Raw genomic sequence first — 25,785 nt, 5'->3', positions numbered from 1 at the left:
GATTAATCCTTGTGCTCATTGTTTGGGGTCTCTTCTTGGGCCTTAGCCAGCTTCTTCGCCTTGGCCTTGGCGACAGCGGCGGCTATCTTGGCCTTCTTGATGGCCTCTGGGCTGCTGGTATCTGCAACGTCTTCGGTATCGGCAAAGTCTTCGATATCGGTCTCGCTTTCACTAGGCGCGAGCTGTTCATTACTTGCGCTTGCCTGAGCGGCCTTTTTCGCCTTGGCCTTAGCGACCGCTGCGGCTATCTTGGCCTTCTTGATGGCTTCAGGATTGTTGGGCTCTGCATCGTCGATCGCCTCAGCTTGTAAAGTTGCCGCTTTAGCTGGCTCTGCATCAGTTGTGACTTCCGCCTTTGGCTCATCGCCAGATCCGGCCTGCTGAGCCTTCTTCGCCTTGGCCTTGGCGACAGCGGCGGCTATCTTGGCCTTCTTGATGGCTTCAGGACTGTTGACCTCTGCATTGTCTATCGCCTCAGCTTGTACCTGTGCCGCTGGATCTAGCTCTGCATCAGTTGCGGCTCCTGCTTTTGGCTCCTCGCCTGATCCGGCTTGCTGTGCCTTCTTGGCTTTAGCCTTAGCGACGGCGGCGGCAATTTTTGCCTTCTTAGCTGCCGCAGCATCTGCCTTATCGGTGGCTTCGGCATTGTCTGTGCTAGCACTCTGGCTTTCGCTTGGCTTAGCAGTCTCTTCGCTGCGCTCAACAGTCGCGGCTTGCTGTTCATTTGAGTCAGCCTGAGCGGCTTTCTTGGCCTTGGCGCGGGCGATTGCCGCCGCGACCTTCTCTTTCTGGCTTAATGGCGCAGTCTCAGCACCTTGCTGAGCGGGCGCTTGGCTTGCTTCAGCGGTATCGGCCGTGTCTTGTGCGGCCTTCTTCGCCTTAGCCCTGGCGATGGCGGCGGCCACTTTCTCTTTCTGACTCACAGCGGTCGATTCACTATTGTCGGCACCAGTGAGTTTTGATGCTGGTAGCTCGCTCGTCTCAGCTTCCGTTATGGTCTCTGCTTTCTGCGCGGCCTTCTTAGCCTTGGCTCTTGCAATAGCTGCTGCGACCTTGTCTTGTGGCTTCTCTGTCGCAGCACCTGCTGAGGCTTGGGCTTCTGCGGCCTTCTTGGCCTGGATTCTTGCCATGGCGGCGGCGACGGCATCTTTATCTGAGCCAGTCATCTGCGCCTTGCGACGCTCTGCCGCCTGTTTGGCCTTCTCTTCACGCGCCAGTTTCTCCTGCTCGAGACGCAGGGTGCGGGAATCGAATCTCTGCTTGGCAAGCTCTGCCTGTTTCTTCTCTTCCGCCTCTTGGCGCAGGGCCGATTTGGCGACGCGATAATATTCCACTAGTGGAATGTCGCTGGGGCAGACATAACTGCAGCAGCCACATTCGATGCAGTCGCGCAGATTGTAGCTGGCAGCTTTATCATATTCCTGGGCCTTGGCATGCCAAAACAGTTGCTGAGGCAGCAGCTGCGCCGGACAGGCCTGGGCACACTCGCCGCAGCGGATGCAGGGCTGCTCCGGACTCGGCGGGGCTACTTCTTGCTCGCTCGGCATCAGGACACAGTTGGTGCCCTTGGTGATAGGCGCCGCCACGTTCGGCAGCATGTAGCCCATCATGGGACCACCGATGATCACCGGGGCATTGGCATCGCCCCTAAATTGACCCACCTCTAGCAGGTGCTCGACTGGCGTGCCGATAGGGACCCAGTAGTTGCCGGGTTTGGCAATATTTTGGCCGCTCAGGGTGACCACGCGCTCGATCAGCGGCATGTTGCGATAGACTGCTTGGGCGATGCTGTAGGCGGTGCCGACGTTTTGCACCAAAATGCCCAGGTTGGCCGGAATGGCGCCCGATGGCACCTCTTGTCCAGTGAGGATCTGGATAAGTTGCTTCTCGCCGCCCGACGGATAGAGCGTGGGGATCTTGCTCACTCGCGCGCAGTGACTGGGCAGCTGGCTGCGGTTGAGCGCATGGCTCATCTGCTCGATAGCCTCAGGCTTATTGTCTTCGATGGCGACAATAATGCGTTTCGGGCTGAGTAACTGATGGACTATCTCTATGCCGCGGACGATCTCATCGCAGCTTTCCTGCATCAGCTTGTCGTCAGAGGTGATATAGGGTTCACACTCGACGCCGTTGATGATCAGCAGTTCAATCTCGCTAACCGGTTTGAGCTTGATATGAGTTGGGAAGGCTGCGCCGCCAAGGCCTGCTATGCCCGCCAACTGAATCCGCCTGATGATGGCGTCGTTGTCCATCTCGGCCACTTGTTCAAGACTCAGTGGCGTATGAACGCTTTCGATCCACCGCTCCTGATGATCGTTTTCAAGCACGCAGGTGAGCACGGGGAGTGCGGAGGCGTGGTTGCTGGCACGCTCTTCGATGGCGACGACTCTGCCTGAGACAGGCGCATGGACCGGCAGATGGCGAAAGCCTTCGCCCAGGGTCAGGGGCTGTCCCTTGGTGACAGTGTCGCCGACTTTCACGGCTAAGGTGCAGTTTTCGCCGACGCCCGGGACAGGAATGAGGTAGTGGTCCGCAAGGGGCAAGCGGCTTATCTTGCTCTGGTTGGAAAGCGTTTTATGTTCGGGTGGGTGAATACCGCCGGGGATACGCCAGAGTGTGCCTTTATCTATCTGTTCTAACAAGGTTAACACTTAGATTCCTCGCTAATATTGACCACGGGTATGGCATTGAGCTGCCAGCTCCAGTTTTGCAGTGTCTCGGCGACAGGGATCATGTCGATACAGTCTACAGGGCAAGGCTCGACACACAGATCGCAACCTGTGCAGTAGTCTGTGATAACCGTGTGCATCTGTTTGCCTGTGCCTAAGATCGCATCGACCGGACAGGCCTGAATACATTTAGTGCAGCCGATACATTCAGCCTCGCGAATAAAGGCAACCTTCTTCACCTGGGTCTCGGCGCTGGCGGTGAGCGGCTCTGGGTCGACGCCCATCAGCTCGGCAAGTTTCTCCATGGTGGCGGTGCCGCCCGGTGGACACTTATTGATCTTCTCGCCGTTGGCGATCGCCTCGGCGTAGGGACGACAGCCTGGGTAGCCGCATTGGCCACATTGGGTTTGCGGCAGCAGTGCCTCGGCCTGGTCGATTATGGGGTCACCTTCGACCTTAAATTTTTCGGCGGCGTAACCCAGCAGCGCACCGAAGGCGAGGGCGAGTAACCCTAATAGGATGATGGCAATAATAACTTGGCTCATGCTTAATTAACCAAACCTGTGAAGCCCATGAAGGCCAAAGACATCAGGCCTGCGGTGATCATGGCGATGGCGCCGCCCTTGAAAGGCGCCGGAACATCGGCGGCGGCGAGGCGCTCACGCATGGCGGAGAAGAGGAGCAAGACGATGGAGAAACCGACCGCCGCGCCAAAACCATAGATGGCCGACTCGATAAAGTCGTGTTTCTCGTTGACGTTGAGCAGGGCTACACCCAATACGGCGCAGTTGGTGGTGATCAGCGGCAGATAGATACCCAGGGCCCTGTGCAGGGCGGCACTGGTCTTCTGTACCAGCATCTCGGTAAACTGCACCACGACGGCGATAACCAGGATAAAGGCCATGGTGCGCAGATAGCTGAGATCGAAAGGGGTCAACAGATAGGTGTCGACCAGGTAGCTTAAGATAGAGGCAAGGGTGAGCACGAAGGTGGTCGCCATCGACATGCCGATAGCCGATTCCAACTTACTCGAGACCCCCATGAAGGGGCAGAGGCCGAGAAATTTAACTAATACAAAGTTGTTGACCAGCACTGTGCCGACCAATAGGAGGAGATATTCGCTCATCTCAATGGGTTATCTATATCTAATTTACGGGCTATTATCGGCCTTTCGGCCGGGATAAACAACACAAAGAATGAAGGGATTATTTATCCCGCCGTCTGACTGCGCGCAGATTGTTCATCCTTTACGGTGAATGGTTTAGGCTTAGCGATGTAAAAGCCTTGCAGGCCGTCCACCAAAAGCTGCTCCAGGGCAAACTTCTCTTCCTGACGCTCGATACTAGAAGCGATCACCTTAACCGACTGCTTACGGGCCACATCGACTATCATCTTCACGAAGAAGCGATTGTTGCTGTCTGTGTCTATTCCCTGAGAATAGCTGCCATCAAGCTTAATAAAGTCGGGTCTGACCTCTTTAAAGAACTTGAAAGAGGTGAACCCCATGCCAAAGTGCTCGACCGCCACCCGTGCGCCGACGCTGTGCATGTCTCGCACAAACTTATGGGCCTGGCGGATATTGGCCTGCATTCCCGCCTCATTCACCTCCAACACCAGGCGCGAGGCGATCTGGCGCTGACGCACGAAGATATCTTTCAGCCAGGCGGTAAAGGCGGGCTGGTTGACCGAGGCGGTACTGATGTTGATCCCCAAGGCGCCGGTGAAGGTTGGGGTGTCGAGCAACAGGCGCAGGGTGCTGAGTATGATGATCTTATCCAGCTCTACGCTGAGCCCATGACGCTCGGCCATGGCGATCACTGTGCCTGTGGGCAGAAACTTGCCCTCGCTGCTATAGAAGCGCGACAGCAGCTCGCGATAGACGTTGTCGGCGCCGCGACAGGGTTGAATATCCTGGGCGTGAAACTTGATGGCGCGGCGCTTGATAATATCTTCGATGGCCAGCTTCCAGTGAGAATCGCCAACCAGCTCCTCATCGTTGAGCTTCTCCTGCACATGATAGCTGTTGGGGCCGAGTGTCTGAGCGATGCTGACGGCGGCGTCGGCAATATAGACCAGAGACAGGGCGTCGCCGCCTTGCTCATAGGGCACCATGCCGATATAGGCGACCGAATCGAGATCGCTGCCTTGCTGGTACTCATCGAACTGGGCTTTTAGCTTTTCCAGCGGCTGCTGGGCATCCTTTAATACCAGATCCGGTATAAAGACGGCAAAATCGGCGCTGCTGATCCTAAACGCCTCGATATTGGGCATTCCCTGCAGTGCCTTACGGATGCAGGTGGCGACGCCTGCCAGATAGTCATCACCCGCTGCGCGCCCCTGGCTCTGGTTAACATGACCAAGCTCGGTGGCCTTGATCATCGCCATGAGTCCGATGCGTGACTTGCCGGGCTTGGCGAGGGCGTCGAGCTTCTCGGTAAATTTAGGGCGGGTGCCAAACAGGGTAACGGGATCTTGATAGGCCTCACGATTAAGCTGCTCTGTCTGTTGCTGCAGCTGATCGAACTTGTCATGCAGGGCAACGCGACAATGCTCCAGCGCCTTGCCCAAGGGTTTGAGTTCGCCGTGAAAACGTGAATGGGCGATGGCATCAAATTTAAGCTCGGCGAAACCGTCCAGGGCATTGACCGCATAGCCTATGGTCCGCTTCTGTCTGGCCATCAAGAGGGTAAAGAGTACCGCCAGGGCCAGATAGCCTCCGACTATCCAGATAAGAGTTTGGGTAAAATGACTCAGCGCATCCTTGGCTATGGCGCGGCTGGAGAGTTTCACCTGCAGGCGGCCTTGGGGCAGTGCCTGGGTGTTTTCCCTTGGCTGATTAAAGAGCACTGTGGCCAGATCCGTACCAGAGGCGATAAGTTCGCCCTGGGTGTAGTTAAGGTTGCCGTCTAATTGGTGTACATATTGGAAGAACTGAAACTCGTATTGCTTAGTCAGCAACGTAAAGAGTGCTTGGCCTTGTTCGGGTAGGGGCTGTTGCCAGATGGGATCGGCCTGATATTCCTTAATTTGGAAGTCGGCTATTGCGGCGATCTCTTGTCGCTGGTTGAGATAGGCCAGCGCCGTCAAGGCAAGACAAGCCGTTATCAGCAATAGATGTATAGATTTTCCAACGCCCATAAGAAAGTAACCTAAATTGATCGACTGCTCATTCTAGCTAAATTTGAAACAGATAGTCTAACGCTTTATGGCCGATGAGTTTTTTAGGTTAACGCAGAGGGTAAAACTTAAGAAGGTGGCTCCCCAGACTGGACTTGAACCAGTGACATACGGATTAACAGTCCGCCGTTCTACCGACTGAACTACTGGGGAATCGAGAGAGATATGATTGTGAAGTGGCTCCCCAGACTGGACTTGAACCAGTGACATACGGATTAACAGTCCGCCGTTCTACCGACTGAACTACAGGGGAGTAGATACTTCTCTATGCTATAAGTGGCTCCCCAGACTGGACTTGAACCAGTGACATACGGATTAACAGTCCGCCGTTCTACCGACTGAACTACTGGGGAATTGATACTTATATGGTTAACTAAATTGGCTCCCCTGACTGGACTCGAACCAGTGACATACGGATTAACAGTCCGCCGTTCTACCGACTGAACTACAGGGGAACATCTTATATAGCTAACTCATCTTCTTCAATTTGACGCTTTGGCTCCCCAGACTGGACTTGAACCAGTGACATACGGATTAACAGTCCGCCGTTCTACCGACTGAACTACTGGGGAATCGTGTAAGCGACTCGTCGTTGAAGACGGAGCGCATATTAAATCGCTCTTACACATGAGTCAACTCGACTTGGCAAAAAAAGTGTAATTATGCTGTTAAGTGCTCATCTAATGCGCACAGTGATCGCTAAGTGCGCATTTTGCTGCTTTAACGGCCATATCTGGCTGAAATTTATCGGCTATTGGCATTTTATGCTGACACTATAATGACAGCCGACGACGCTCCTCTGATAGGCTGGGTTTTCAAATGTAGTAAAATTACATCCCTTTAGAGAAAAGGGCGGCTATGTGCAAAAGGGGCTAAAGCCGCGATTATCCTGAGGTTGCGGGAGTTATCCACTAAATCTGTGGATAAGCCTGTGGGTTAGGCACTAAATCGCCGGGCAAACGCAGTGGCTCTGCGGGTTGTACTTAAAATGACAAGAATTAGCGCATCTTAATATTGGCAACAATTATCAACAACTTATGAAAATCAAGCCCCTTAATGCAATTATCTGCATGACGTTACAGATATGTAATGAGTTTTGGCCCTTCGCTTGTGTATTAAATTGGCTACAGGCGTGAGTTTTAGCCTGTTTTTTGACCGCCGAGTACAAATTTGCCGCTTGTACAAAACTTACATGACAAACCGATGACATTTATGGGACGATTCGGTGAATTCTGCCTAATAAGAAAATGAACCCTCTCATTGGCTAATAGCTGTGGGTACTTTAAGATAGGTGCACAGCTATAAAGGAGTGCACCATTGAGTGAATCAGCATTTGATCTCGTTTCGCAGTACGCGCCGGCTGGCGATCAGCCCGGGGCGATCAAGCAACTTGTCGACGGCCTGGATGCCGGGTTGGCAAGCCAGACATTGCTTGGGGTAACGGGATCCGGCAAAACCTTTACCATCGCCAATGTTATCAAGCAGATGCAGCGCCCAACTATCATCATGGCGCCCAACAAGACCCTGGCGGCCCAGCTCTATGGCGAAATGAAGGAGTTCTTTCCTAATAATGCCGTCGAGTATTTCGTCTCCTACTACGACTATTATCAGCCCGAAGCCTATGTGCCGTCGACCAATACTTTCATCGAGAAGGATGCCTCGGTCAATGCTCATATCGAGCAGATGCGACTCTCGGCCACCAAGGCGTTGCTTGAGCGGCGCGATGTGGTGCTGATCGCCTCTGTGTCGGCCATCTATGGTCTGGGCGACCCTGAGTCCTACATGAAGATGTTGCTGCATCTGCGTCAGGGCGATTTTATGGGCCAGAGGGAGATCCTGCAGCGCCTGAGCGAGCTGCAATATACCCGCAACGATATCGAGCTGGATCGCGGTACCTTCAGGGTGCGCGGTGAGGTGATCGATATCTTCCCCGCCGAATCTGACAAGCAGGCGATCCGTGTCGAACTGTTCGACGATGAAATAGACCGCCTCAGCCTGTTCGATCCCTTGACCGGCCATATTCTGCAGCGCATCGCGCGCACCACTGTCTATCCTAAGACCCACTATGTGACGCCCAGAGAGAAGATCCTGGCGGCCACAGAGGAGATCAAGCAGGAACTCAGAGAGCGCAAGCAGTATCTGCTGGACAATAATAAGCTTATCGAGGCGCAGCGGATCTCTGAGCGGGTGCAATACGATATTGAGATGATGACAGAGCTGGGGTACTGCTCTGGCATCGAAAACTATTCCCGCTATCTCTCTGGCAGACGTCCGGGTGAGGGGCCGCCGACCCTGCTGGACTATCTGCCTGCCGACGGCCTGTTGATCCTCGATGAGTCCCACGTGACCGTGCCGCAGATCGGCGCCATGTATAAGGGTGACCGTTCGCGCAAGATGAATCTGGTGGAGTATGGTTTCCGTCTGCCCTCGGCGCTGGATAACCGTCCGCTCAAGTTCGAAGAGTTTGAGTCTTTGATGCCACAGACCATCTTCGTGTCGGCGACCCCGGCGCAATATGAGCTGGATAAGAGTGACGGGGAGATCGCCGAGCAGGTGGTGCGTCCGACAGGCCTGCTGGATCCCGAGATAGAGGTGCGCCCGGTCGCAATTCAGGTGGACGACCTCTTGTCTGAAGCCAACAAGCGCGTCGCGGTGAACGAACGGGTGTTGGTGACCACGTTAACCAAACGTATGGCGGAAGATCTTACCGAGTATCTCGATGAGCATGGCGTGAAAGTGCGTTATCTGCACTCTGACATAGATACGGTCGAGCGGGTGGAGATCATCCGCGACCTGCGCCTGGGTGTGTTTGATGTGCTGGTCGGCATCAACTTGCTTAGGGAGGGCCTGGATATGCCCGAGGTCTCTCTGGTGTGCATCTTAGATGCCGATAAGGAAGGCTTCCTGCGCTCGGAGCGCTCCCTCATTCAGACCATAGGTCGCGCCGCCCGTAACGTGAACGGCAAGGTGATCCTCTACGCCGACAATGTGACTAAGTCGATGGCTAAGGCGATCGGCGAGACTGAGCGTCGCAGGGAGAAGCAGCATGAGTTCAACCTGGCCAACGGCATCACACCGAAGGGTGTGTCGAAGAAGATAGCCGATGTGATGGATCTGGGGGATTACAACGAGCATACCGCCAAGGTGTTGCCGAAATACCAGAAGGTGGCCGAGTCCAGAACTACCTATGCCAAGCAAGACGCGTCCAGCCTCAGCCATCAGATAGATGAGCTGGAGAAGCGAATGCACCAGCATGCCAGAGACCTGGAGTTCGAGCAGGCGGCAGCGCTGCGTGATGAGGTGCTGGCCCTGCGCGAGGCGCTGATTAAGGCTTAGCACTAGCGCATAAGCGATGCAACAAAGAAAAGGCTCACCTAGGTGAGCCTTTTTATCTTTTCTGGGCCAATGTTATAAGCAATGCCGTTAACTCGGTTATTAGCGTTAGGTTATTAGCGCTTTGTCATTAGTGCCTAGTCATTAGCGCGCCAGTCGCTTGATGAGACGATAGAGCAAAAAGACCAGCACGCCGCTGATCACCCCAACCAAATGCGCCTCTGTGGCGACCCTGGCATCGATCAGCTTAGTGATCTGATCCGTGGCACCGTAATACTGCTCATAAGCCACCTTGAAGCAGACGCCGGCAAATAGCAGGTAGCCGGAGCGGATCTTCATCTGAATATCTTTTAGGGCGCCGTAGGCAAACAAACCATGCAGCATGCCGCTAAGGCCCACATAACCGCCTAAGGTGGGAAAAAACCAGTAGAGCCCCAGTCCCTGAAGCAGGCAGAGCAGGGCAAGCAGTAGGGTGAAATTACCGGCGCGGTAGTGGTTCTCGTGCAGAAAACTGATCACCCACAGACCCGCCAGGTTCATCAGCAGGTGCCAATGATTGGTGTGCAGCAGATTGCCGCTAACCAGGCGCCACCACTCTCCGTGGGCAATGGCACTGCGGCGAAAGGCGAGCGTGCCGTCCAGGTGGAGAAAGTAGAGCAGGGCGCAGAGTATGCTGATCCCCAGCACCACGCCATAGGGCGTTGCGCGTGACGTCAGCCGACCTAACATTTTGCGTCCAGTTCGGCCATGACGCCTGCTTTGTCATCCAGATAGTCATTCAGTCCCTTGGCTCTCAGCAGGCAGGCGGGGCAGGTGCCGCAGCCACTGCCGACGATACCGTTGTAGCAGGTGAGGGTCTGGTCTCTAACCAGCTCCAGGCTGTGGTACTTGTCTGCCAATGCCCAGGTCTGGGCCTTGTTAAGCCACATTAAGGGAGTGACAAGCTTAAGTTCACGATCCATTCCCTGTTCGAGCGCCGATTGCATTGCCTTGATAAACGAGTCGCGACAATCTGGATAGCCGGAGAAGTCGGTTTCACACACGCCGGTGATCACACTCTCGGCGCCCAGCTGATAGGCGTAGATCCCGGCCAAGGTGAGAAACAGTATGTTGCGGCCGGGCACGAAGGTGTTGGGCAGGCCGTTTTCCATCAATTCATTCGACACAGGGATGGCATCACGGGTCAGGGCTGAGATAGCCAGCTCGTTCAGCACGGTTACATCTAATATCTTGTGGCTGGCGACTTTGAGGTCCTTGGCCAGCTTGGCGGCGGTGGCGATCTCTTCGCTGTGGCGCTGGCCATAATCGAAGGTAACCGCATGCACTTCATCATATTGATTCAGGGCTTGAATTAAACAGGTGGTGGAGTCTTGTCCGCCACTAAACACAACAACAGCTTTAGACATCTGCTCTGTCCGGATAGAAAATTTGTCGATAGTTTAACTGACCATGAAGGCCTTGCAAATTTTCTTGTGGCGATCCGCCTAAGCCATGGACAAATTGGTGAAACCTTGGGGAATTAATGGGGTTATACTTGCTTGTAGGGGCAAAATCTTCTATAAAAGCCGCCCGCAAGTGACGAGGTTTAAGATGAAGTATCCGGTTAATGAAGTTTTTGAAACCATCCAAGGTGAAGGGGTATACACGGGCGTGCCGGCGATCTTCGTCCGTCTGCAGGGCTGCCCTGTGGGGTGTTCCTGGTGCGATACCAAACATACCTGGGAAACCTTAGCCGAGAACCGCGTCTCCTCTGAGCAAGTGATCCAGGTGGATGGCGCCATCGGCCGCTGGGCCGAGCTGGATGCCCGTGAGCTGTTGATGCACTTCAAGGTGCAGGGCTTTAGCGCCAAACATGTGGTGATCACCGGCGGCGAGCCTTGTATCTATGATCTTATCGCCTTGACTCAGGCCTTTGCCGATGCCGGCATGCAGTGTCAAATTGAGACAAGCGGGACCTTCGATGTGTTAGTGGACCCTCGTGCCTGGGTGACGGTGTCGCCTAAGATCAACATGAAGGGCGGATATAAGGTGTTAGAGCAGGCGCTGGAACGCGCCGATGAGATCAAACACCCGGTCGCCAAGGCCTCCCACATCGAGGAACTCGACGAGCTGCTCAAAGGCATAGACACCCTTGGCAAGACCATCTGCCTTCAGCCGATTAGCCAGAAGCCCCGCGCCACCGAGTTGGCGATGAAGGTCTGCATCGAGCGCAACTGGCGCCTCTCTATTCAGACCCATAAATATCTGAATATCGATTGAGCATCAGGGATACTTATATTTACATAAAAAAACGGCGCCAACCGGGAGTAAACAGTTAAAGGCGCCGTTTTTGTTGATGACTCATTAAGCTTGCTTATCTTCTCTTCTCTAAAGTCCTTGCTCGAGAGCCGAAAAGATAGAACTGGCTATTCCAAATGCCCCGACTCGTTAAAGGCCGCTAGCTTGGTCTGATATTCCGTGATATCGCCAATATGCTCATCTACCCATTGCTTGTCGTAGTAGGTATCGAGATAACGATCTCCCGAGTCGCATAGCAGGGTCACGATGGAGCCGGTTTGGCCGTTGGCAAGCATCTCGCTGGCAAGTTGCAGCGCGCCATAGAGGTTGGTGCCGGTCGAGGGGCCTGCCTTGCGGCCGATCAGCGTCTCTAACCAATAGATGGTGGCGATCGATGCGCTATCATCAATCTTGACCATATGGTCGACAACCCCGGGGATAAAAGAGGGCTCTGCCCGCGGCCGGCCTATGCCTTCGATACGGCTGGCGCCGGCGCAGCTGATACTGGCATCGCCACTATGGTAATAGTCGTAGAATACCGAATTTTCTGGGTCCACCACACAAAGCTTGGTCTTGGCACACTGGTAACGAATATAGCGGCCTATGGTGGCCGAGGTACCACCGGTGCCAGGGCTCATCACGATCCAGCTGGGGACTGGATGCGGCTCTCTTTGCATCTGCTCGAAGATGGAGTTGGCGATATTGTTGTTACCGCGCCAGTCGGTGGCTCGCTCTGCATAGGTAAACTGATCCATATAGTGGCCCGATAGCTCGTCGGCCAGGCGCTGTGACTCGGCGTAGATCTGACTCGAATGCTCGACGAAATGGCAGCGTCCACCATAAAACTCGATCTGTTGGATCTTCTTCTTGGCGGTAGAGGCGGGCATCACGGCGATGAAGGGCAGACCCAGTAGGCGTGCGAAGTAGGCCTCTGATACTGCAGTACTGCCGGATGAAGACTCTATGATGGGCGTATCTTGGGTGATCCAGCCGTTACACAGGGCGTAGAGAAACAGAGAGCGCGCCAGGCGATGCTTGAGGCTGCCTGTGGGATGGGTGCTTTCATCTTTTAGGTAGATATCGATGCCGGGCAGCATGGGCAGTTCCAGCTTGATCAGATGAGTGTCTGCACTGCGTTGATAATCAGCCTCGATCTTTGCGATGGCCTGGTTGACCCAAGATTGATCCATTGTGGCTCCTGAGGTTATTGAGCGGATAGACCTTATAGCTTAACGAAATAATTTATAACGAAAAGGAAAATCGAAAAGAAATGCGACCGAGCATTGAGGGTAGAAGCAGTGATGGAAAAAGGAGCGACTGGAAAATTGCTTAAGCCCTAGGCTGCAGTGGGTAGCAAACGGGACGAAATTAGTCTTGCTTAAAAACAGATGCGCTTTAAAACAATAGGTAAACCAAACAGGGAAGCTAAGTCTTAAGATAAAGCTGAGGTTTAGGGTAAAGCTGAGAGATGAGATAACGCGGGAGAAAAAATGGTGGAGGGAGAAGGATTCGAACCTTCGAAGGCTGAGCCGTCAGATTTACAGTCTGATCCCTTTGGCCACTCGGGAACCCCTCCATATTTTTTGGTACAGCAGCACAAGGTATTAATGAGATAAAGATGGTGGAGGGAGAAGGATTCGAACCTTCGAAGGCTGAGCCGTCAGATTTACAGTCTGATCCCTTTGGCCACTCGGGAACCCCTCCACGAGTATCTCTTTATTACATTGTAGGCAAATGGTGGAGGGAGAAGGATTCGAACCTTCGAAGGCTGAGCCGTCAGATTTACAGTCTGATCCCTTTGGCCACTCGGGAACCCCTCCTCAATTGCGGCGGCCATAGTAGTCAGAATCCTTGGCGCTGTAAAGTCCCAATTTAAAATAATTGCTAAAGTTATGGCGTAAGTGGTCGATTAAATAGCAACGAGCTGTTTTATTGATGTTTTTTTATGCGAACTAGTCAGTTGATCATCAACGAGAATCAATTAGGGACCCGACTCAACCAGGCGATAGTCGATCATCGCCGGGGAGAATTTGGTCTGCTGCTGGCCATGTTGTCAAACGATGCCAGAGATATGGCGCAGTTTCATCTGGATCAGGCGCCAAGCGATGTTGAGACAAAACTCAAGCGTCAATTTGAGTTACCCGAGCCACAGGCGCTGACCAGCGCACTTCATCTGGGTGAAGACAGAGACAACAGCGAGCAGTTTCACCAGGCAGGGCTAAGCGGTTTTCATCTGCAGCAATATCTGAGTCCCGAACCCTTAGTCCACAGAGGACGGGATCCGCTGGCGATGCAAGAGGTGCTGGCTAACTGCGATCCCGTTACCCTGGCGCGTTTTCACAATGAACTCGATGCCGACGCACCTAGTTTGGAATTACCGCATTTTACCGAGCAGATCGTCAGGCAACGTGCGTTAGGAGACATTTTGGCTTAGTTTTAAGTGCGGTAGCTCGGCTTTTGCTATATATAGCTATGAGCATTTTCAGTTAAAAGGTTAAGGGTCAAAATGAAAAAGATTCAAGAGGGTCAATCAGAGTTGGTAAACGATACCTGTAACGATTGTGGCAGCTATGCCGATATCGGCGCCGTGATCGATGAGTTTGATACCGTACTGACTCTGGTACGTGATGGAGAGAACGCCCAAAGTGAGTTGCAAGCCATGGCACAGGCGGCTAAGCAGCGTTTCGAGGGTGTTGAGAGTGAGATCAAGGCAGTAGAAGGTGGCCAGGAGCTGCGCCTCACCTTTGGCTACAGCGCCGAGAAGATGATTTTCCAACTCGAACACGGTCTCTAGCAGCGCCATCGAGATTAGCTTGCTAATTAGCGAGTTATTCGTGTAATGTGCACAAATTGAACATTTAATAATAACAATAACATCTATGTTGTTACCGCCTTTGGCGGTTTTTACCTCGGTAACCTTTTATCGGCAGAAGGTTATCGGCAGTAGGATTTTATGACCAAGCGCCAATTTCAACATCTGCTTGAAACCATAGTCAATTCGACGCAAAAACAAGAAGGCCTGTTTAAAGAGACGGCCGAGCTTGCCTGCGACCTGCTCAGTCAGTCCCTCGAGGTGGACAACATAGGTGTTTGTCTGTTTTCCGGCAGCCAGGCTTGTGAGCTCATCGCTCATACAAGTTTGCAAGGCCCGGCTTCACGCCCCGCGCAATCGCTATGTCCCAGTTATTTCGATCAGCTCAAACGCAGTCGCACCATAGACGTGGTCGACGTCGAAAATGATGGCCGTGTCGCCGAATTAGTCGATTACCTCAATGAAAATCAGGTGGTCTCGCATCTTGATGTGGCAATTCGTATCAATGGACATCTCGAAGGGGTGCTCTATCTCGAATCGGGTCAGCTGCATGAATGGCCAGAGAGCGAGATCCATATCGTTTCCCAGGTGGCCGATCAGCTGGCATTGACCCTGGCGACGCAACGAGCTTACGACACAGACGAGCGCCTGAGCCTGTTTTTAAAGGCAATCGAACAGTCGGAGCAGATCAGCATGGTGGTCAACCTGGCCACAGATAAGATTGAATATGTTAATGGCGCACATCATGCCATCTCAGGTGTGCCTAAGAAGCAGATCTTGGGGCAACCCTTAGCTTGTCTGGATTTCTTTAAGCAGTCGCCGGTCCAGGCCGACGCCGTGCTGGCCCAAGTCAAGCTGGGTAAGATTGCCAAGGGAAATACCCAATTGACCCGTCGAGATGGTGAGAGTTACTGGCTGCGTTATCGGGTTCGCCCCTTTACCACCCCTAGGGGCAATCACTACGCCCTGGTGACCGCCGAAGATTGTTCAGAAGAGTTGGTGCAGCAGAATGAGCTCGAGCGTTTGGCTTGGCGCTGCTCGCTAACCGGCCTCTACAACCGTAGCTATTTCAATCGCGCATTGGAAAAGCTACGCAGTGGTCACCTGATGCTGATCGATCTCAGGGGCTTTAAGCGCTTCAACGATACCTACGGCCATGAGAAGGGCGATAGCCTGCTGATCGAGGTGGCTCGCCGCATCAAACACTTTGCCAGCGTCAAGAAGGCCGAGCTGATGGCCCGTGTGGGCAGCGATGAGTTTGCCTTGGTGCTTGAGGGTATCGAGGATGAGCAGAGTCTGGACTATGTCATCAAGCGTCTCTATCACCAGTTAAATTTGCCTGTCCAGGTGGGCGCCGAAGCTTTCGAGGCTAAACCTGCACTGTCGGTCGTCGAGATAAACGCGCTAGAGGCAGGTTTTTCGGCGCTCACCTGCGCCGATATTGCTGTGCAGTATGCCAAGAAGAAGCAGGGGAGTGCGATACAGATCTTTAATCACGCCCTGTTAAAGTCGTTCAAAGAAGATGCCCAGATTGAGCGGGATCTGCAGGCGGCGCTGAAGAATCGTGAGTTTGAGCTCTATTACCAACCCCTGAAAGATCTCGGCCGTCAGGCCTATATTGGCGCCGAGGCGTTGATCCGCTGGCATCATCCCAAGAAAGGGGTTCTCTATCCCGGTGCCTTTATCGATATCGCCGAGCAAACCGGCATGATCGCGGCCATCGGCGAATGGGTGTTGGAGGCCGCATGTCGCCAGCTTAACCTGTGGCAGCACCATAACATTAACCTCTCCATGCATGTGAATGTCTCTGCGCGCCAGTTTTTCAGTACTCAGCTCTATGATCAGGTGTGGCAACTGGTGACTCGGTACCGTATTCGACCTAACACCCTGATTTTGGAGATCACCGAGACCGAGCTGATGGAAGATGTGGTCTATGCGACCCATCTGTGCAAGGAGCTGGCCGAGTTAGGGGTAGGGCTGGCCATCGACGATTTTGGTACGGGTTACAGCTCGATGCGTTATTTGAAGCAGTTCCCCATCTCCAAGCTGAAGATAGACAGATCTTTCATCTCAGATCTCAGTGTCAGCCGCGAGAGTCGCGAGATCGTCAGTGCCATCATTGCCATGGCCAAGGCGCTCAATCTATCGCTGACGGCCGAGGGGGTCGAGACTGCCGAGCAGGAATCTTTCCTGTCGGCGTTAAGCTGCCATCAGGCGCAAGGTTTCCTCTATAGCCCGGCGCTGCGAGAAGCCGAGTTCAGCCAGTTCCTACGTGCCAATACAGAGACGCTGCTGCATTAATCTGGCGGCAATAGCCGGTCAGTCATTGATAGGTAGTAGCGCGATAGCTTTTGAGATGTAAGCTAGTTAGCCGTGAGCCTGTCAGCTTGCTTGCCTATTGACGTGTCTAATGGCTCTGCCTGATAGCACAGTCTAATGGCCCAGTCTGATAGCTAACTGACCATCTTAGATGAGTTTCCCAGCAGTATAGGTTTTCTACGCTGCCTTACTATTTAAGACAGCACTGTTTAAACTTCTTACCACTCTGACAGACACAGGGATCGTTGCGTTTAGGGTATTTGGGCAAGAGTTGCTCACCCTGGGTATACAACCAGCGTCCATCCTGTTTAACAAAGTCTGAGATCTCATGAATGGCATCCAGTCCATCTTCTGCCCGATACCAGGCGTGAAACTCAACCATTCCCTTATTCTGTTCGCTGCGACTCTTGTTGACGCTGAGCGCCAGCCAGTGAGTATGATTCTCCTGGTCGAGGATCTGCACGCTCAGGCCGTTAAGATAGTCGGGATGATGGGTATCGATAAGATACTGATGGCGTTTGAGCACAAACGCCGAATAGCGGCTGCGCATCAAGGATTCAGGATCCGGCGCGATGCCGCCGAGATGATAAGGTTCACAACACTCTTTGTAACTTAGCGGCTTATCTTTTACCGACCTGCCACAGGGGCAAGGGAGGGAGGGGTTAGTCATGTTTGCTGCTTGACTCGCTCAGGGTCGAAAACTGACGACCATAATAGAGGTTGGGTAAGGGCTTGGCACTATAGTAAAACGACGGCTCAGAGCGGTTGTTGGTATCGACCGTGAGGTACCATTTGCCGTCCGTCTTCTTCTTGGAGACGATCACAAACTTGCCGGCAAACTCACTTACCGGTTCTTCGGTTTCTTTAGGCGGGTAGAAACGGATCAGATAGTAGCCCACGTCGGTAGCCTGTTGCTTGTCCAGTTGACGCTCGACCACGCGAAAATCCACTTCTATCTGCGCATTCTTGTGTTTAATCTTGCCAAAGAAACGCTTGTAGAGCGCGATAATATTATCTCGCCCCATGGTGATCTCTTTATTCTGTTGCTCTGGGATGTAGCAGGCGTTTTCTGCATAAATATCTTGAATAACAGACTCATCGAGCTGTTCAAACGCGACGCTGAACTGCTTATAGAATTGATTTAAGGCGTCATTGTCATTCTTCTGGGCTAAGGCTTGGAAATTGAGAGCACAGAGCCCCAAGATAAGGACAAATTTGAAGAGTTTCATTTAGCTATACGCTGCTGCTAATACTAGGGTCACTATAATCCATGGCTTTTTGATGCGAAAGATTTAGTTCTTAACAAATTGTGTCTCCGGCACCGGACGTTGTTTTTTTCTGCAATTAAGCGGTTGTTCGCCTGACTCTTAGTCTTTTCCGCCACCATAGGTGATGTTGTTGAGCCGGCGTTGAGCTTTCCATGATGCAGCCTTGTTTTTGACTGTCCTCCTGGTGATTTTTGAGGCGTTTAGTCTGCCATGGGTTATAGGGGGCTTGAGTTTTTGAGAGCCTAAACGGATACTTTTACCTGACTGGGATGCTGAGAATTTCCCAATGATGAGCATTTCTGCCAGAGCGACGGTATAGTCGAGATGTATAATCGCGATTGATAGTCTTGATGGCTAGTTGTGGCAGATTGTGTAACAGGTTCGCCTGCACCAAAGTGATCACGCCGGTGTAGTTAAAGGCAGGAGTGGAGGAGATAGGCATGAGTGAAGATGACAGCGCTTTATTTCTCGCTTCTATGCAAGGTGTTAAGCCGTTAAAGGCAAACAATGCGGTCGCCCCGAGCCAAGGCGGGACGAGTCCGGAGGGGCAAAGACGCCACCAAGAGGCGCTACGGCGCTTGGCGCTGGAGAAACTATCGCTCGAGTTGGATGATATCACCCCATTGGCGCCACAAGCCGTCGTGAGCGTTAAAAGCCAGGGCGTGCAGGGACAGGTGTTTAAGCTGTTTCGCCAGGGAAAGTATGAGATACAGGCCGATCTGGACTTAACCGGCTTGAGCTTAGCCAGGGCGAGAGAACTGCTTTATGATTTTGTCACCAATAGTCATAGCTCCGGGCTGAGAAACCTCATCGTCATTCACGGTACGGGTGTGAATAGCCAGCCGATCCCCGCAAAGCTTAAATCTTATGTCAGCGCCTGGTTGGCCGAGATAGAGGGAGTACAGGCCTTTCACAGTGCGCCGCCTGCCTGGGGCGGTGCTGGTGCCATGATGGTGATGTTGGCCAAATCGGCCCAAGATAAGTTAGATACCGCAGAGCAGCATCACAAGGGCACTCATAGATGGGCCTAGTAATGAGAACGCCTTGAGTTGAGCTAACACTTATATTCGGTCGACGATGGTTGTTTTAATCAGGCCCTAGTAAGCGCCGAAAAAAAAATCACCTCCAAGGAGGTGATTTTTTGTTTTTGCTATCTCAGCTCCAGCGTCAGCTCCGGTGCATCACGTCTTTTAACGATAATGCCGGTTACCAGCAAGAATTACTGGCAAGAGTTACTGGCAAGAGTTACCAGCCACACTGGCGATTAGCCTGCTTATTCTGCTCATCCAGCCAGACTTTTAGCGGTGCAAAATAGTCGATGACGGCAGAGGCATCCATGGTCTTCTTGCCCGTCACCACTTCCAGGGCTTCCGGCCAAGGCTTGCTCTGACCCATCTCTAACATGGCATTGAGCTTGGCGCCCGCCGCCTTGTTACCATAGATGCTGCAACGGTGGACTGGGCCTGTATCGCCGGTGATATCACACAGTGCCTTGTGGAACTGGAACTGAAGAATATGCGCCAGGAAATAGCGGGTGTAAGGCACGTTGCCAGGCACGTGATACTTGGCACCCGGATCGAAGTCGGCTTCGCTACGAGCGATTGGCGCCTTAACGCCTTGGTACTTCTCACGCAGATCCCACCAGGCTTGGTTGTACTGTGCCGGAGTGATCTCGCCGCTAAAGACCTTCCAGCGCCATTGATCTATCATCAGACCGAAAGGCAGGAAGGCAACCTTATCCAGCGCCTGTCTTAGCAGTAGGCCGATATCCTTAGAGGCGTCGGGTACCTGTTCGAGTAGGCCGATCTGTTTCAGGTAACTTGGGGTGATCGACAGTGCTATGGTATCGCCGATCGCCTCGTGGAAGCCGTCGTTGGCACTGTTCTTAAAGATGAAGGGCTGCTCTTTATAGGCGCGCTGATAAAAGTTATGACCCAGTTCGTGGTGGATAACGGTGAAGTCTTCGGCCGTCTTCTGGATACACATCTTGATACGAATATCATCTAAGTTGTCTAGATCCCAGGCCGAGGCGTGGCAGACCACGTCACGATCCTTGGGCTGCACAAACAGCGAGCGGCTCCAGAAGGTGTCTGGTAGCGGGTCGAAACCCAGCGAGGTAAAGAAGCTTTCGGCTTGTTTTACCATCTTATGCTCATCGTAGCCCTGTTTCGCCAAAAGCTCGGTCACGTCATAGCCGGGATCCGCATCTTGCGGCGCGACCATGTCATAGACGTTGCCCCATTGCTGTGCCCACATGTTACCTAAAAGGTGTGCAGGAATGGGCCCCTGCTTAGGTGCCACCTGATCGCCATATTGTTCGTTCAGCTCACCTCTGACGTAACAGTGCAGAGATTCATACAGGGGTTCAACCTGGCCCCAGAGTCTGTCGAGTTCGGTAGAGAAAGCATCGGGCTGCATGTCGTACTGGCTGCGCCAGAGTTCAGACAGGTTGGCATAACCCAGATCCTTAGCGCCTTCATTGGCTAACTCGACCTCACGTTCAAACAGCGGGCGCATTGGCTTGGCGATTTCACGCCAGCCCTGCCAGATCTCCTCGAGTTCTTTGGGATCGCGAGAGCTGGCCATGATGCCCGAAAGCTCAGGTTGAGTCAGACAGCGTCCATCGGCCAGGCAATATTTGCCCTTACCATAGAGCCCATTTAGCTCGGCGCTGATGTTAGCAAGCTCGGCATTCTTCTTAGGATCGAGTGGCGCAGGTAATACGAGAGCGCTGCGTAATATGTTGAGTTTACGTGCGTTGACCTCATCCAGAGGTAGCTGGCTATAGTTAGCGGCCTGGGTCGCAAGCTGTACCGACAGGGCGGTCTGACGCTCGCCAACAGAGGCGGCGAGGGCGGTCGTGTCTTCAGTGATAAAGTTACTGTAGATCCATTCGGCGCGATTCTGTTCGATGGACAGTTCGGCCAGTTGGTTTTCGGCCTTGTTGATAAATTGGTTAGCCTGGGCTACTGGATCTTGTTTCGGGCTCGTTTGAGCGGCTTTCCCTTCGCCGTTAGACTTAGCCGCGTTGGTCTCACCTTCACAGCCGCTGATCCCTAGAGAGAGTGCTATGACCACGGCAATCGGGGTCAACTTGGCACAAATTGGTTTCATAAGAGCTTCCTTTGTTATTTTTGTGGGGCTTTTTGTGAGGCATAGTTTACTCAATTTCGCCAAAGTTTACAGTTTATGGCGTCTCTGTGTGTTTCGCGATCGCCTTTATTGGCCGCAAACGAGTGTTACTAGGCGCAAAGCATGTCGATTTCCATTTGACAATAAGTGAACCAGTGTTTAATTTAAACACACGTTTAAATCAGAGTTGTAGGTCACGGAATGGCAAATCGATCCGACACGAAAACAAGAATACTGGATGCGGCAGAAAAGCTATTCGCCGAGCGCGGCTTTTCAGAAACCTCCTTGCGACTGATCACCAGCAAGGCAGAAGTTAATCTCGCCTCGGTTAACTATCATTTTGGCTCTAAGAAAGAGCTGATCCGCGCCGTGCTCGCGCGCTATCTGGATCGTTTTATGCCAGAAGCCTCCGATGCGGTAGTACAATTAAAACAGGTCAGCGAACCTAGCCTGAACGAGATCTTCTCGTCGCTGGTCAAGCCGCTGCTCGAGCTGAACAAGTTCAAGGCCGATGGCACTCGCACCTTCCTACAGCTGCTGGGTCGCGGCTATATCGAGAGTCAGGGCCATTTAAGATGGTTCATCACCACACATTATGGTGAGCATCTGAGTGAGTTCGTTAAGGCCGTTGCCGAAAGCGCACCACATATTCCCCCCGCAGAGATGTTTTGGCGATTACACTTTACCTTAGGCACCGTGGTCTTCACCATGGCATCCGCCGATGCCCTGACAGAGATTGCCGAGGCCGATTTCAATGAGCACAACGATATCGAAGCCGTGATCCGCAAGGTGATTCCGTATCTGGCTGCCGGTGTGGCAGTGCCTGTGACAACGCAGTAGGGGGCAATATGACACTCTTTATTCTGGCACTATTGGTCATCATAGTGCTTTTCGGTGTGAAAAATATCCGTATGCAGTGCATCACTCGGCCGGTGTTCGCCTTCTTTAAGAAGGTGTTACCGCCGCTCTCCGATACTGAGAAAGAGGCGATGGAGGCCGGCGATGTGTGGTGGGAAGCCGAACTGTTTCGCGGCAAGCCCAATTGGGACACGCTCCACAGCTATGGCCGCCCTCGACTGACCGAAGAGGAGAAAGCCTTCATCGATGAGCAGGTGATGACGGCCCTCACCATGATCGATGATTTCAACATAGTGCAGGAGCGCAAGGATCTGCCGCCCGAGCTATGGGACTACTTTAAGAAAGAGGGCTTCTTCGCACTGATCATTCCTAAAGAGTATGGCGGTAAGGCCTTTTCTGCCTATGCCAACTCCACCATAGTCAGTAAGCTTGCCAGTCGCAGCGTTAGCGCGGCGGTGAGTGTGATGGTGCCAAATTCCCTAGGCCCAGGTGAACTATTGACTCACTATGGCACCAAGGAGCAGCGCGATCATTGGCTGCCCAAGCTGGCCAGCGGTGAGGCGGTTCCCTGTTTTGCCTTGACGGGCCCGGAGGCTGGGTCTGATGCGGGCGCCATTCCCGACACCGGCATAGTGTGCCGAGGTGAGTTCCAGGGTGAAGAGGTGTTAGGCCTCAAGCTGAATTGGGATAAGCGCTATATCACCCTGGCTCCGGTGTCGACCGTATTGGGCCTGGCGTTCCAGATGCGCGACCCGGATGGCCTGCTGGGCGACAGAGAAGAAATTGGTATCACCTGCGCCTTGATCCCAACGGATCATCCTGGGGTCGAGATTGGCAATCGCCATAATCCGCTTAACATGGGATTCATGAACGGCACGACCCGCGGCGAAGATGTCTTCATTCCGCTGGATTGGATCATCGGCGGGCCACAGTACGCGGGCCGAGGCTGGCGCATGCTGGTCGAGTGCCTCTCTGCCGGTCGTGGTATCTCACTGCCAGCCCTGGCGACGGCTTCGGGTCATGTGACCACGAAAACCACCACGGCTTATAGCTATGTACGTCATCAGTTTGGCTTATCGATTGGCCAGTTTGAAGGGGTGCAAGAGGCCTTGGCACGCATCATCGCTAATACCTATCAGCTGGAGGCGGCGCGTCGCCTGACTACCACGGGGATCGATCTTAAGGTCAAACCTTCTGTGGTTACCGCCATCGCCAAATATCATATGACAGAGATGGGCCGTGACGTGCTCAACGACGCCATGGATATTCAGTCGGGCAAGGGGATCCAGCTCGGGCCTAAGAACTATCTGGGTCATGGCTATATGGCCACGCCGATATCTATTACGGTTGAAGGGGCAAACATTCTTACCCGTAGCCTGATGATCTTTGGTCAGGGGGCGACCCGTTGTCACCCCTATGTGCTGGCTGAGATGGAAGCGGCTGCCATGGAAGATAGCGGCGAGGCCTTAGAGCGTTTCGACAACCTGTTGCTGGGTCATATGGGCTATGCGGCGCGTAATGCCCTAAGTTCACTCTTGGGCGCCTTAACCGGTAGCCGCTTTAACTCTGCGCCCGTATCCGGGGAAACCAAGCAGTATTATAAGGATATGACTAGGCTCTCCGCGGCCTTAGCCTTCGTGACAGATCTTTCCATGTTGGTGATGGGCGGCGATCTTAAGCGTAAGGAGATGTTGTCGGCGCGTCTGGGAGATGTGCTGAGTGAACTCTACCTAGGTTCGGCGACCCTCAAGCTGTTCGAAGACAATGGCCGTCAGCAGGACGATCTGCCCACAGTGCATTATGTGATGCAGTTAAGGCTGCAAAGGGCGGCGAAGGCGCTATACGGCGCGCTGCGTAACTTCCCCAATCGTCCGCTGGCCTATGCGATGCGCGCCCTGGTGTTTCCACTTGGCAATCACTTCAATGGCCCGGATGACAAGCTTACCATTGCCGTTTGTCAGAGCATGCTTAGACCCGGCCCTGCTCGCGATAGATTGACTCACCTATGCCCGGATTTTGACGGGGATAAGAGCGGCATCGCCGAAGTGGAAGATGCGTTTATCGCCCAGCACAAGGTAAAGCATCTGCTTAAGACGCTGCGCAGTGCTCAGAAGGAAGGTAAGCTTGAGCGTAAACAGGCTAACGATGCCTTGTATGCCCAGGCATTTGAGCAAGCGATCATCAACGAAGCCGAGCGCGATACGCTACTCGAGGCCGATAGGCTACGTAAGATTGCAATTGCGGTGGATGAGTTTGAAAGTCTGTAACTAAGCGAATGCTTTGAGCTTTCATTAATAGATAGCTTTGAACATAAAAAAAGGTACGCATTGCGTACCTTTTTCTTTATTTGCTTAGGCCAGGAATATAAAGACCTAGCGCTCAGCGAGTCGTCTTAAGCAACGATCAGTACCTTACAGGTGTTGGTACCGCCGATGGTTTCCATTGCGTCACCTTTGGTCATCAGTACCATGTCACCAGAAGAGAGGTAACCCGCTTCGGTCAGGGCTTCTAAAGCCTTCTTCGCAAGCTCATCTGCGCCGTAAGCGGTTGAGTCGAAGTAGACAGGCTGTACGCCGCGGTAAAGCGCCATCTTAGCCAGGGTCACATCGTGACGTGACAGTGCCAGGATAGGCAGTGCAGAACTGATACGCGACATAAGCTGAGGCGTCGCACCAGATTCGGTCAAGGCTACGATTGCCTTAACACCTTCGAGGTGGTTAGCCGCATACATGGTCGATAGCGCAATTGTCTCTTCAACAGAGGTGAAACGCTCATCCATGCGGTGCTTAGACACCTGAACACTTGGGTGTGACTCGGCGCCAAGACAAACGTTAGCCATAGCCTTAACGGTTTCTTCTGGGAAGTCACCGGCTGCAGTTTCTGCCGACAGCATCACAGCGTCAGTGCCATCAAGCACGGCGTTAGCCACGTCCATTACTTCTGCACGGGTTGGCATTGGGCTGGTGATCATAGACTCCATCATCTGAGTCGCGGTGATCACGCTCTTGTTCAGCTGACGAGAGCGGCTGATGAGCTTCTTCTGTACGGCAACCAGGGCCGCATCACCAATCTCAACACCCAGGTCACCACGGGCAACCATGACTGCGTCAGAGGCCAGGATAACGTCGTCCATCGCTTCGTCTGAAGCTACGGCTTCTGCGCGCTCAACTTTAGAGACGATCAGCGCATTGCTACCAGCCTTCTGTGCCAGTTCACGGGCATAGTTTAGGTCGGCGCCACTGCGTGGGAATGAAACAGCCAGGTAGTCTACCTTGATGGCTGCTGCGGTGATAATGTCTTGCTTGTCTTTCTCGGTCAGAGCTGCGGCAGACAAACCACCACCTTTCTTGTTGATGCCCTTGTTGTTAGACAGGGGACCGGCAACAGTCACTGTGGTGTGAACCTTATTACCTTCAACTTTCTCAACTTTAAGCTGAACACGACCATCGTCGAGCATCAAGATATCGCCGATGCTGACATCCTGCGGTAGCTCTTTATAGTCGATACCCACTTGGTGTTCGTCACCTTGGCCTTTTTCCAGGTCGGCATCTAAGACGAATGCCTGACCAAGATCCAGTTGCACCTTCTTGTTATCTTTGAAGGTAGAGACACGGATCTTAGGGCCTTGTAGGTCACCCAATACAGCAACGTGTACACCGAGTTCTTTGGCGATATTTCGCACGTCGGTGGCACGTTTTAGGTGATCTTCAGGTGAACCATGAGAGAAGTTGAGGCGAACAACGTTTGCACCAGCTTTGATAATACGACGTAGATTGTCGTCACGATCGGTTGCTGGACCCAGAGTCGTTACAATTTTGGTTCTGCGGAACATGAGATACTCCGTTAAGTTTTAAATAATCTTACTCTATATTAACAGACAAAATGGAGTTTTGTAGGAAAATTACAAACAAAATGATCTATCTCAAATTATTAATTTTGT

The 25,785-nt window shown here is 53.0% G+C and carries 19 protein-coding genes and 8 tRNA genes; 8 read left to right on the top strand and 19 right to left on the bottom strand.

The features are described from left to right. Window positions 1-2: 2 nt before the first annotated feature. From rsxC to K0H80_RS10500, 9 genes are all read right to left on the bottom strand, one after another. Entirely contained in the window at window positions 3-2,651 is a 2,649-nt protein-coding gene (rsxC, locus tag K0H80_RS10540) for an electron transport complex subunit RsxC (protein WP_220071524.1), read from the bottom strand. After that, window positions 2,645-3,214 (bottom strand): electron transport complex subunit RsxB, encoded by a 570-nt coding sequence (gene rsxB / locus K0H80_RS10535; RefSeq protein WP_144204256.1) that lies wholly within the window; start codon window positions 3,212-3,214, stop codon window positions 2,645-2,647. Before rsxB ends, rsxC begins: the two co-directional genes overlap by 7 nt. Before the next feature lie 2 nt (window positions 3,215-3,216). Then, window positions 3,217-3,795: an electron transport complex subunit RsxA gene (rsxA, locus tag K0H80_RS10530; protein ID WP_220071523.1), complete on the bottom strand. Its 579-nt coding sequence runs from the start codon at window positions 3,793-3,795 to the stop codon at window positions 3,217-3,219. An 83-nt stretch (window positions 3,796-3,878) separates the two neighbouring features. Then, a complete protein-coding gene (locus K0H80_RS10525) occupies window positions 3,879-5,807 on the bottom strand; it encodes an EAL domain-containing protein (protein ID WP_220071522.1) in 1,929 nt (642 codons plus the stop codon). Window positions 5,808-5,923: 116 nt separating this feature from the next. After that, window positions 5,924-5,999 (bottom strand) — tRNA-Asn (locus K0H80_RS10520). A 24-nt stretch (window positions 6,000-6,023) separates the two neighbouring features. Then, window positions 6,024-6,099, bottom strand: a tRNA-Asn gene (locus K0H80_RS10515). Between the two features lie 24 nt (window positions 6,100-6,123). Then, window positions 6,124-6,199: transfer RNA gene (locus K0H80_RS10510), tRNA-Asn, on the bottom strand. A gap of 26 nt (window positions 6,200-6,225) precedes the next feature. Further along, window positions 6,226-6,301 (bottom strand) — tRNA-Asn (locus K0H80_RS10505). A gap of 41 nt (window positions 6,302-6,342) precedes the next feature. Further along, window positions 6,343-6,418 (bottom strand) — tRNA-Asn (locus tag K0H80_RS10500). A gap of 745 nt (window positions 6,419-7,163) precedes the next feature. Here K0H80_RS10500 and uvrB point away from each other — a divergent pair. Then, a complete protein-coding gene (uvrB, locus tag K0H80_RS10495; RefSeq protein ID WP_220071521.1) occupies window positions 7,164-9,182 on the top strand; it encodes an excinuclease ABC subunit UvrB in 2,019 nt (672 codons plus the stop codon). Window positions 9,183-9,323: 141 nt separating this feature from the next. Here the strand turns inward: uvrB and rrtA are convergent, their stop codons facing one another. Together rrtA and queC are read right to left on the bottom strand one after the other, a co-directional pair. Then, window positions 9,324-9,908: a rhombosortase gene (rrtA, locus tag K0H80_RS10490; protein WP_220071520.1), complete on the bottom strand. Its 585-nt coding sequence runs from the start codon at window positions 9,906-9,908 to the stop codon at window positions 9,324-9,326. Further along, window positions 9,902-10,585, bottom strand: coding sequence for a 7-cyano-7-deazaguanine synthase QueC (gene queC, locus K0H80_RS10485; RefSeq protein ID WP_220071519.1), 684 nt, complete (start codon window positions 10,583-10,585; stop codon window positions 9,902-9,904). Before queC ends, rrtA begins: the two co-directional genes overlap by 7 nt. 184 nt (window positions 10,586-10,769) lie before the next feature. On the opposite strand from queC, the gene queE reads away from it, so the two are divergent. Next, window positions 10,770-11,438, top strand: coding sequence for a 7-carboxy-7-deazaguanine synthase QueE (queE, locus tag K0H80_RS10480; RefSeq protein ID WP_011865859.1), 669 nt, complete (start codon window positions 10,770-10,772; stop codon window positions 11,436-11,438). Window positions 11,439-11,584: 146 nt separating this feature from the next. On the opposite strand, the gene K0H80_RS10475 is transcribed toward queE, so the two are convergent. The 4 genes from K0H80_RS10475 to K0H80_RS10460 all read right to left on the bottom strand — a co-directional run bounded on the left by K0H80_RS10475 (window position 11,585) and on the right by K0H80_RS10460 (window position 13,276). Further along, window positions 11,585-12,646, bottom strand: coding sequence for a PLP-dependent cysteine synthase family protein (locus K0H80_RS10475; RefSeq protein ID WP_220071518.1), 1,062 nt, complete (start codon window positions 12,644-12,646; stop codon window positions 11,585-11,587). Between the two features lie 301 nt (window positions 12,647-12,947). Further along, window positions 12,948-13,032: transfer RNA gene (locus K0H80_RS10470), tRNA-Tyr, on the bottom strand. Window positions 13,033-13,075: 43 nt separating this feature from the next. Further along, window positions 13,076-13,160: transfer RNA gene (locus K0H80_RS10465), tRNA-Tyr, on the bottom strand. 31 nt (window positions 13,161-13,191) lie between these two features. Beyond that, window positions 13,192-13,276, bottom strand: a tRNA-Tyr gene (locus tag K0H80_RS10460). A 125-nt stretch (window positions 13,277-13,401) separates the two neighbouring features. On the opposite strand from K0H80_RS10460, the gene K0H80_RS10455 reads away from it, so the two are divergent. From K0H80_RS10455 to K0H80_RS10445, 3 genes are all read left to right on the top strand, one after another. Further along, the gene (locus K0H80_RS10455) at window positions 13,402-13,890 is read left to right on the top strand and encodes a VC2046/SO_2500 family protein (protein WP_041511182.1); all 489 of its coding nucleotides are present in this window, start codon (window positions 13,402-13,404) and stop codon (window positions 13,888-13,890) included. A 72-nt stretch (window positions 13,891-13,962) separates the two neighbouring features. Further along, on the top strand, window positions 13,963-14,250 hold the full coding sequence (locus K0H80_RS10450; protein WP_041511183.1) for a DUF406 family protein: 288 nt from the start codon (window positions 13,963-13,965) through the stop codon (window positions 14,248-14,250). A 159-nt stretch (window positions 14,251-14,409) separates the two neighbouring features. After that, window positions 14,410-16,569, top strand: a complete 2,160-nt coding sequence (locus tag K0H80_RS10445; RefSeq protein ID WP_220071517.1) for a sensor domain-containing phosphodiesterase — start codon at window positions 14,410-14,412, stop codon at window positions 16,567-16,569. A gap of 208 nt (window positions 16,570-16,777) precedes the next feature. Here K0H80_RS10445 and K0H80_RS10440 read toward each other — a convergent pair whose 3' ends face one another. Beyond that, window positions 16,778-17,257: a YchJ family protein gene (locus tag K0H80_RS10440; RefSeq protein ID WP_220071516.1), complete on the bottom strand. Its 480-nt coding sequence runs from the start codon at window positions 17,255-17,257 to the stop codon at window positions 16,778-16,780. Then, entirely contained in the window at window positions 17,250-17,816 is a 567-nt protein-coding gene (locus K0H80_RS10435; protein WP_220071515.1) for a YybH family protein, read from the bottom strand. Before K0H80_RS10435 ends, K0H80_RS10440 begins: the two co-directional genes overlap by 8 nt. Before the next feature lie 479 nt (window positions 17,817-18,295). On the opposite strand from K0H80_RS10435, the gene smrA reads away from it, so the two are divergent. Beyond that, window positions 18,296-18,886 (top strand): DNA endonuclease SmrA, encoded by a 591-nt coding sequence (gene smrA / locus K0H80_RS10430; protein WP_220071514.1) that lies wholly within the window; start codon window positions 18,296-18,298, stop codon window positions 18,884-18,886. Window positions 18,887-19,100: 214 nt separating this feature from the next. Here the strand turns inward: smrA and K0H80_RS10425 are convergent, their stop codons facing one another. Then, window positions 19,101-20,969, bottom strand: coding sequence for a M2 family metallopeptidase (locus K0H80_RS10425; RefSeq protein ID WP_220071513.1), 1,869 nt, complete (start codon window positions 20,967-20,969; stop codon window positions 19,101-19,103). Window positions 20,970-21,188: 219 nt separating this feature from the next. Here K0H80_RS10425 and psrA point away from each other — a divergent pair, with 219 nt between their 5' ends. Together psrA and K0H80_RS10415 are read left to right on the top strand one after the other, a co-directional pair. Beyond that, on the top strand, window positions 21,189-21,827 hold the full coding sequence (gene psrA / locus K0H80_RS10420) for a TetR family transcriptional repressor PsrA (RefSeq protein ID WP_220071512.1): 639 nt from the start codon (window positions 21,189-21,191) through the stop codon (window positions 21,825-21,827). 8 nt (window positions 21,828-21,835) lie between these two features. Further along, entirely contained in the window at window positions 21,836-24,112 is a 2,277-nt protein-coding gene (locus K0H80_RS10415; RefSeq protein ID WP_220071511.1) for an acyl-CoA dehydrogenase, read from the top strand. Window positions 24,113-24,237: 125 nt separating this feature from the next. Here the strand turns inward: K0H80_RS10415 and pyk are convergent, their stop codons facing one another. Further along, a complete protein-coding gene (gene pyk, locus K0H80_RS10410) occupies window positions 24,238-25,677 on the bottom strand; it encodes a pyruvate kinase (protein ID WP_041511192.1) in 1,440 nt (479 codons plus the stop codon). Window positions 25,678-25,785: the final 108 nt, after the last annotated feature.

The sequence above is a fragment of the Shewanella aegiceratis genome (assembly GCF_019457495.1).
Lineage (GTDB): Bacteria > Pseudomonadota > Gammaproteobacteria > Enterobacterales > Shewanellaceae > Shewanella > Shewanella loihica.
The sequence above is the reverse complement of the archived record's forward strand: the minus strand, read 5'-3'. Positions and strand labels throughout refer to the sequence as shown.

Coding starts and splice junctions, on each gene's coding strand:
- rsxB (WP_144204256.1), bottom strand. CDS start 3,214: ATGAGCCAAGTTATTATTGCCATCATCCTATTAGGGTTACTCGCCCTC.
- rsxA (WP_220071523.1), bottom strand. CDS start 3,795: ATGAGCGAATATCTCCTCCTATTGGTCGGCACAGTGCTGGTCAACAAC.
- K0H80_RS10525 (WP_220071522.1), bottom strand. CDS start 5,807: ATGGGCGTTGGAAAATCTATACATCTATTGCTGATAACGGCTTGTCTT.
- rrtA (WP_220071520.1), bottom strand. CDS start 9,908: ATGTTAGGTCGGCTGACGTCACGCGCAACGCCCTATGGCGTGGTGCTG.
- queC (WP_220071519.1), bottom strand. CDS start 10,585: ATGTCTAAAGCTGTTGTTGTGTTTAGTGGCGGACAAGACTCCACCACC.
- queE (WP_011865859.1), top strand. CDS start 10,770: ATGAAGTATCCGGTTAATGAAGTTTTTGAAACCATCCAAGGTGAAGGG.
- K0H80_RS10475 (WP_220071518.1), bottom strand. CDS start 12,646: ATGGATCAATCTTGGGTCAACCAGGCCATCGCAAAGATCGAGGCTGAT.
- K0H80_RS10455 (WP_041511182.1), top strand. CDS start 13,402: ATGCGAACTAGTCAGTTGATCATCAACGAGAATCAATTAGGGACCCGA.
- K0H80_RS10450 (WP_041511183.1), top strand. CDS start 13,963: ATGAAAAAGATTCAAGAGGGTCAATCAGAGTTGGTAAACGATACCTGT.
- K0H80_RS10445 (WP_220071517.1), top strand. CDS start 14,410: ATGACCAAGCGCCAATTTCAACATCTGCTTGAAACCATAGTCAATTCG.
- K0H80_RS10440 (WP_220071516.1), bottom strand. CDS start 17,257: ATGACTAACCCCTCCCTCCCTTGCCCCTGTGGCAGGTCGGTAAAAGAT.
- K0H80_RS10435 (WP_220071515.1), bottom strand. CDS start 17,816: ATGAAACTCTTCAAATTTGTCCTTATCTTGGGGCTCTGTGCTCTCAAT.
- smrA (WP_220071514.1), top strand. CDS start 18,296: ATGAGTGAAGATGACAGCGCTTTATTTCTCGCTTCTATGCAAGGTGTT.
- K0H80_RS10425 (WP_220071513.1), bottom strand. CDS start 20,969: ATGAAACCAATTTGTGCCAAGTTGACCCCGATTGCCGTGGTCATAGCA.
- psrA (WP_220071512.1), top strand. CDS start 21,189: ATGGCAAATCGATCCGACACGAAAACAAGAATACTGGATGCGGCAGAA.
- K0H80_RS10415 (WP_220071511.1), top strand. CDS start 21,836: ATGACACTCTTTATTCTGGCACTATTGGTCATCATAGTGCTTTTCGGT.
- pyk (WP_041511192.1), bottom strand. CDS start 25,677: ATGTTCCGCAGAACCAAAATTGTAACGACTCTGGGTCCAGCAACCGAT.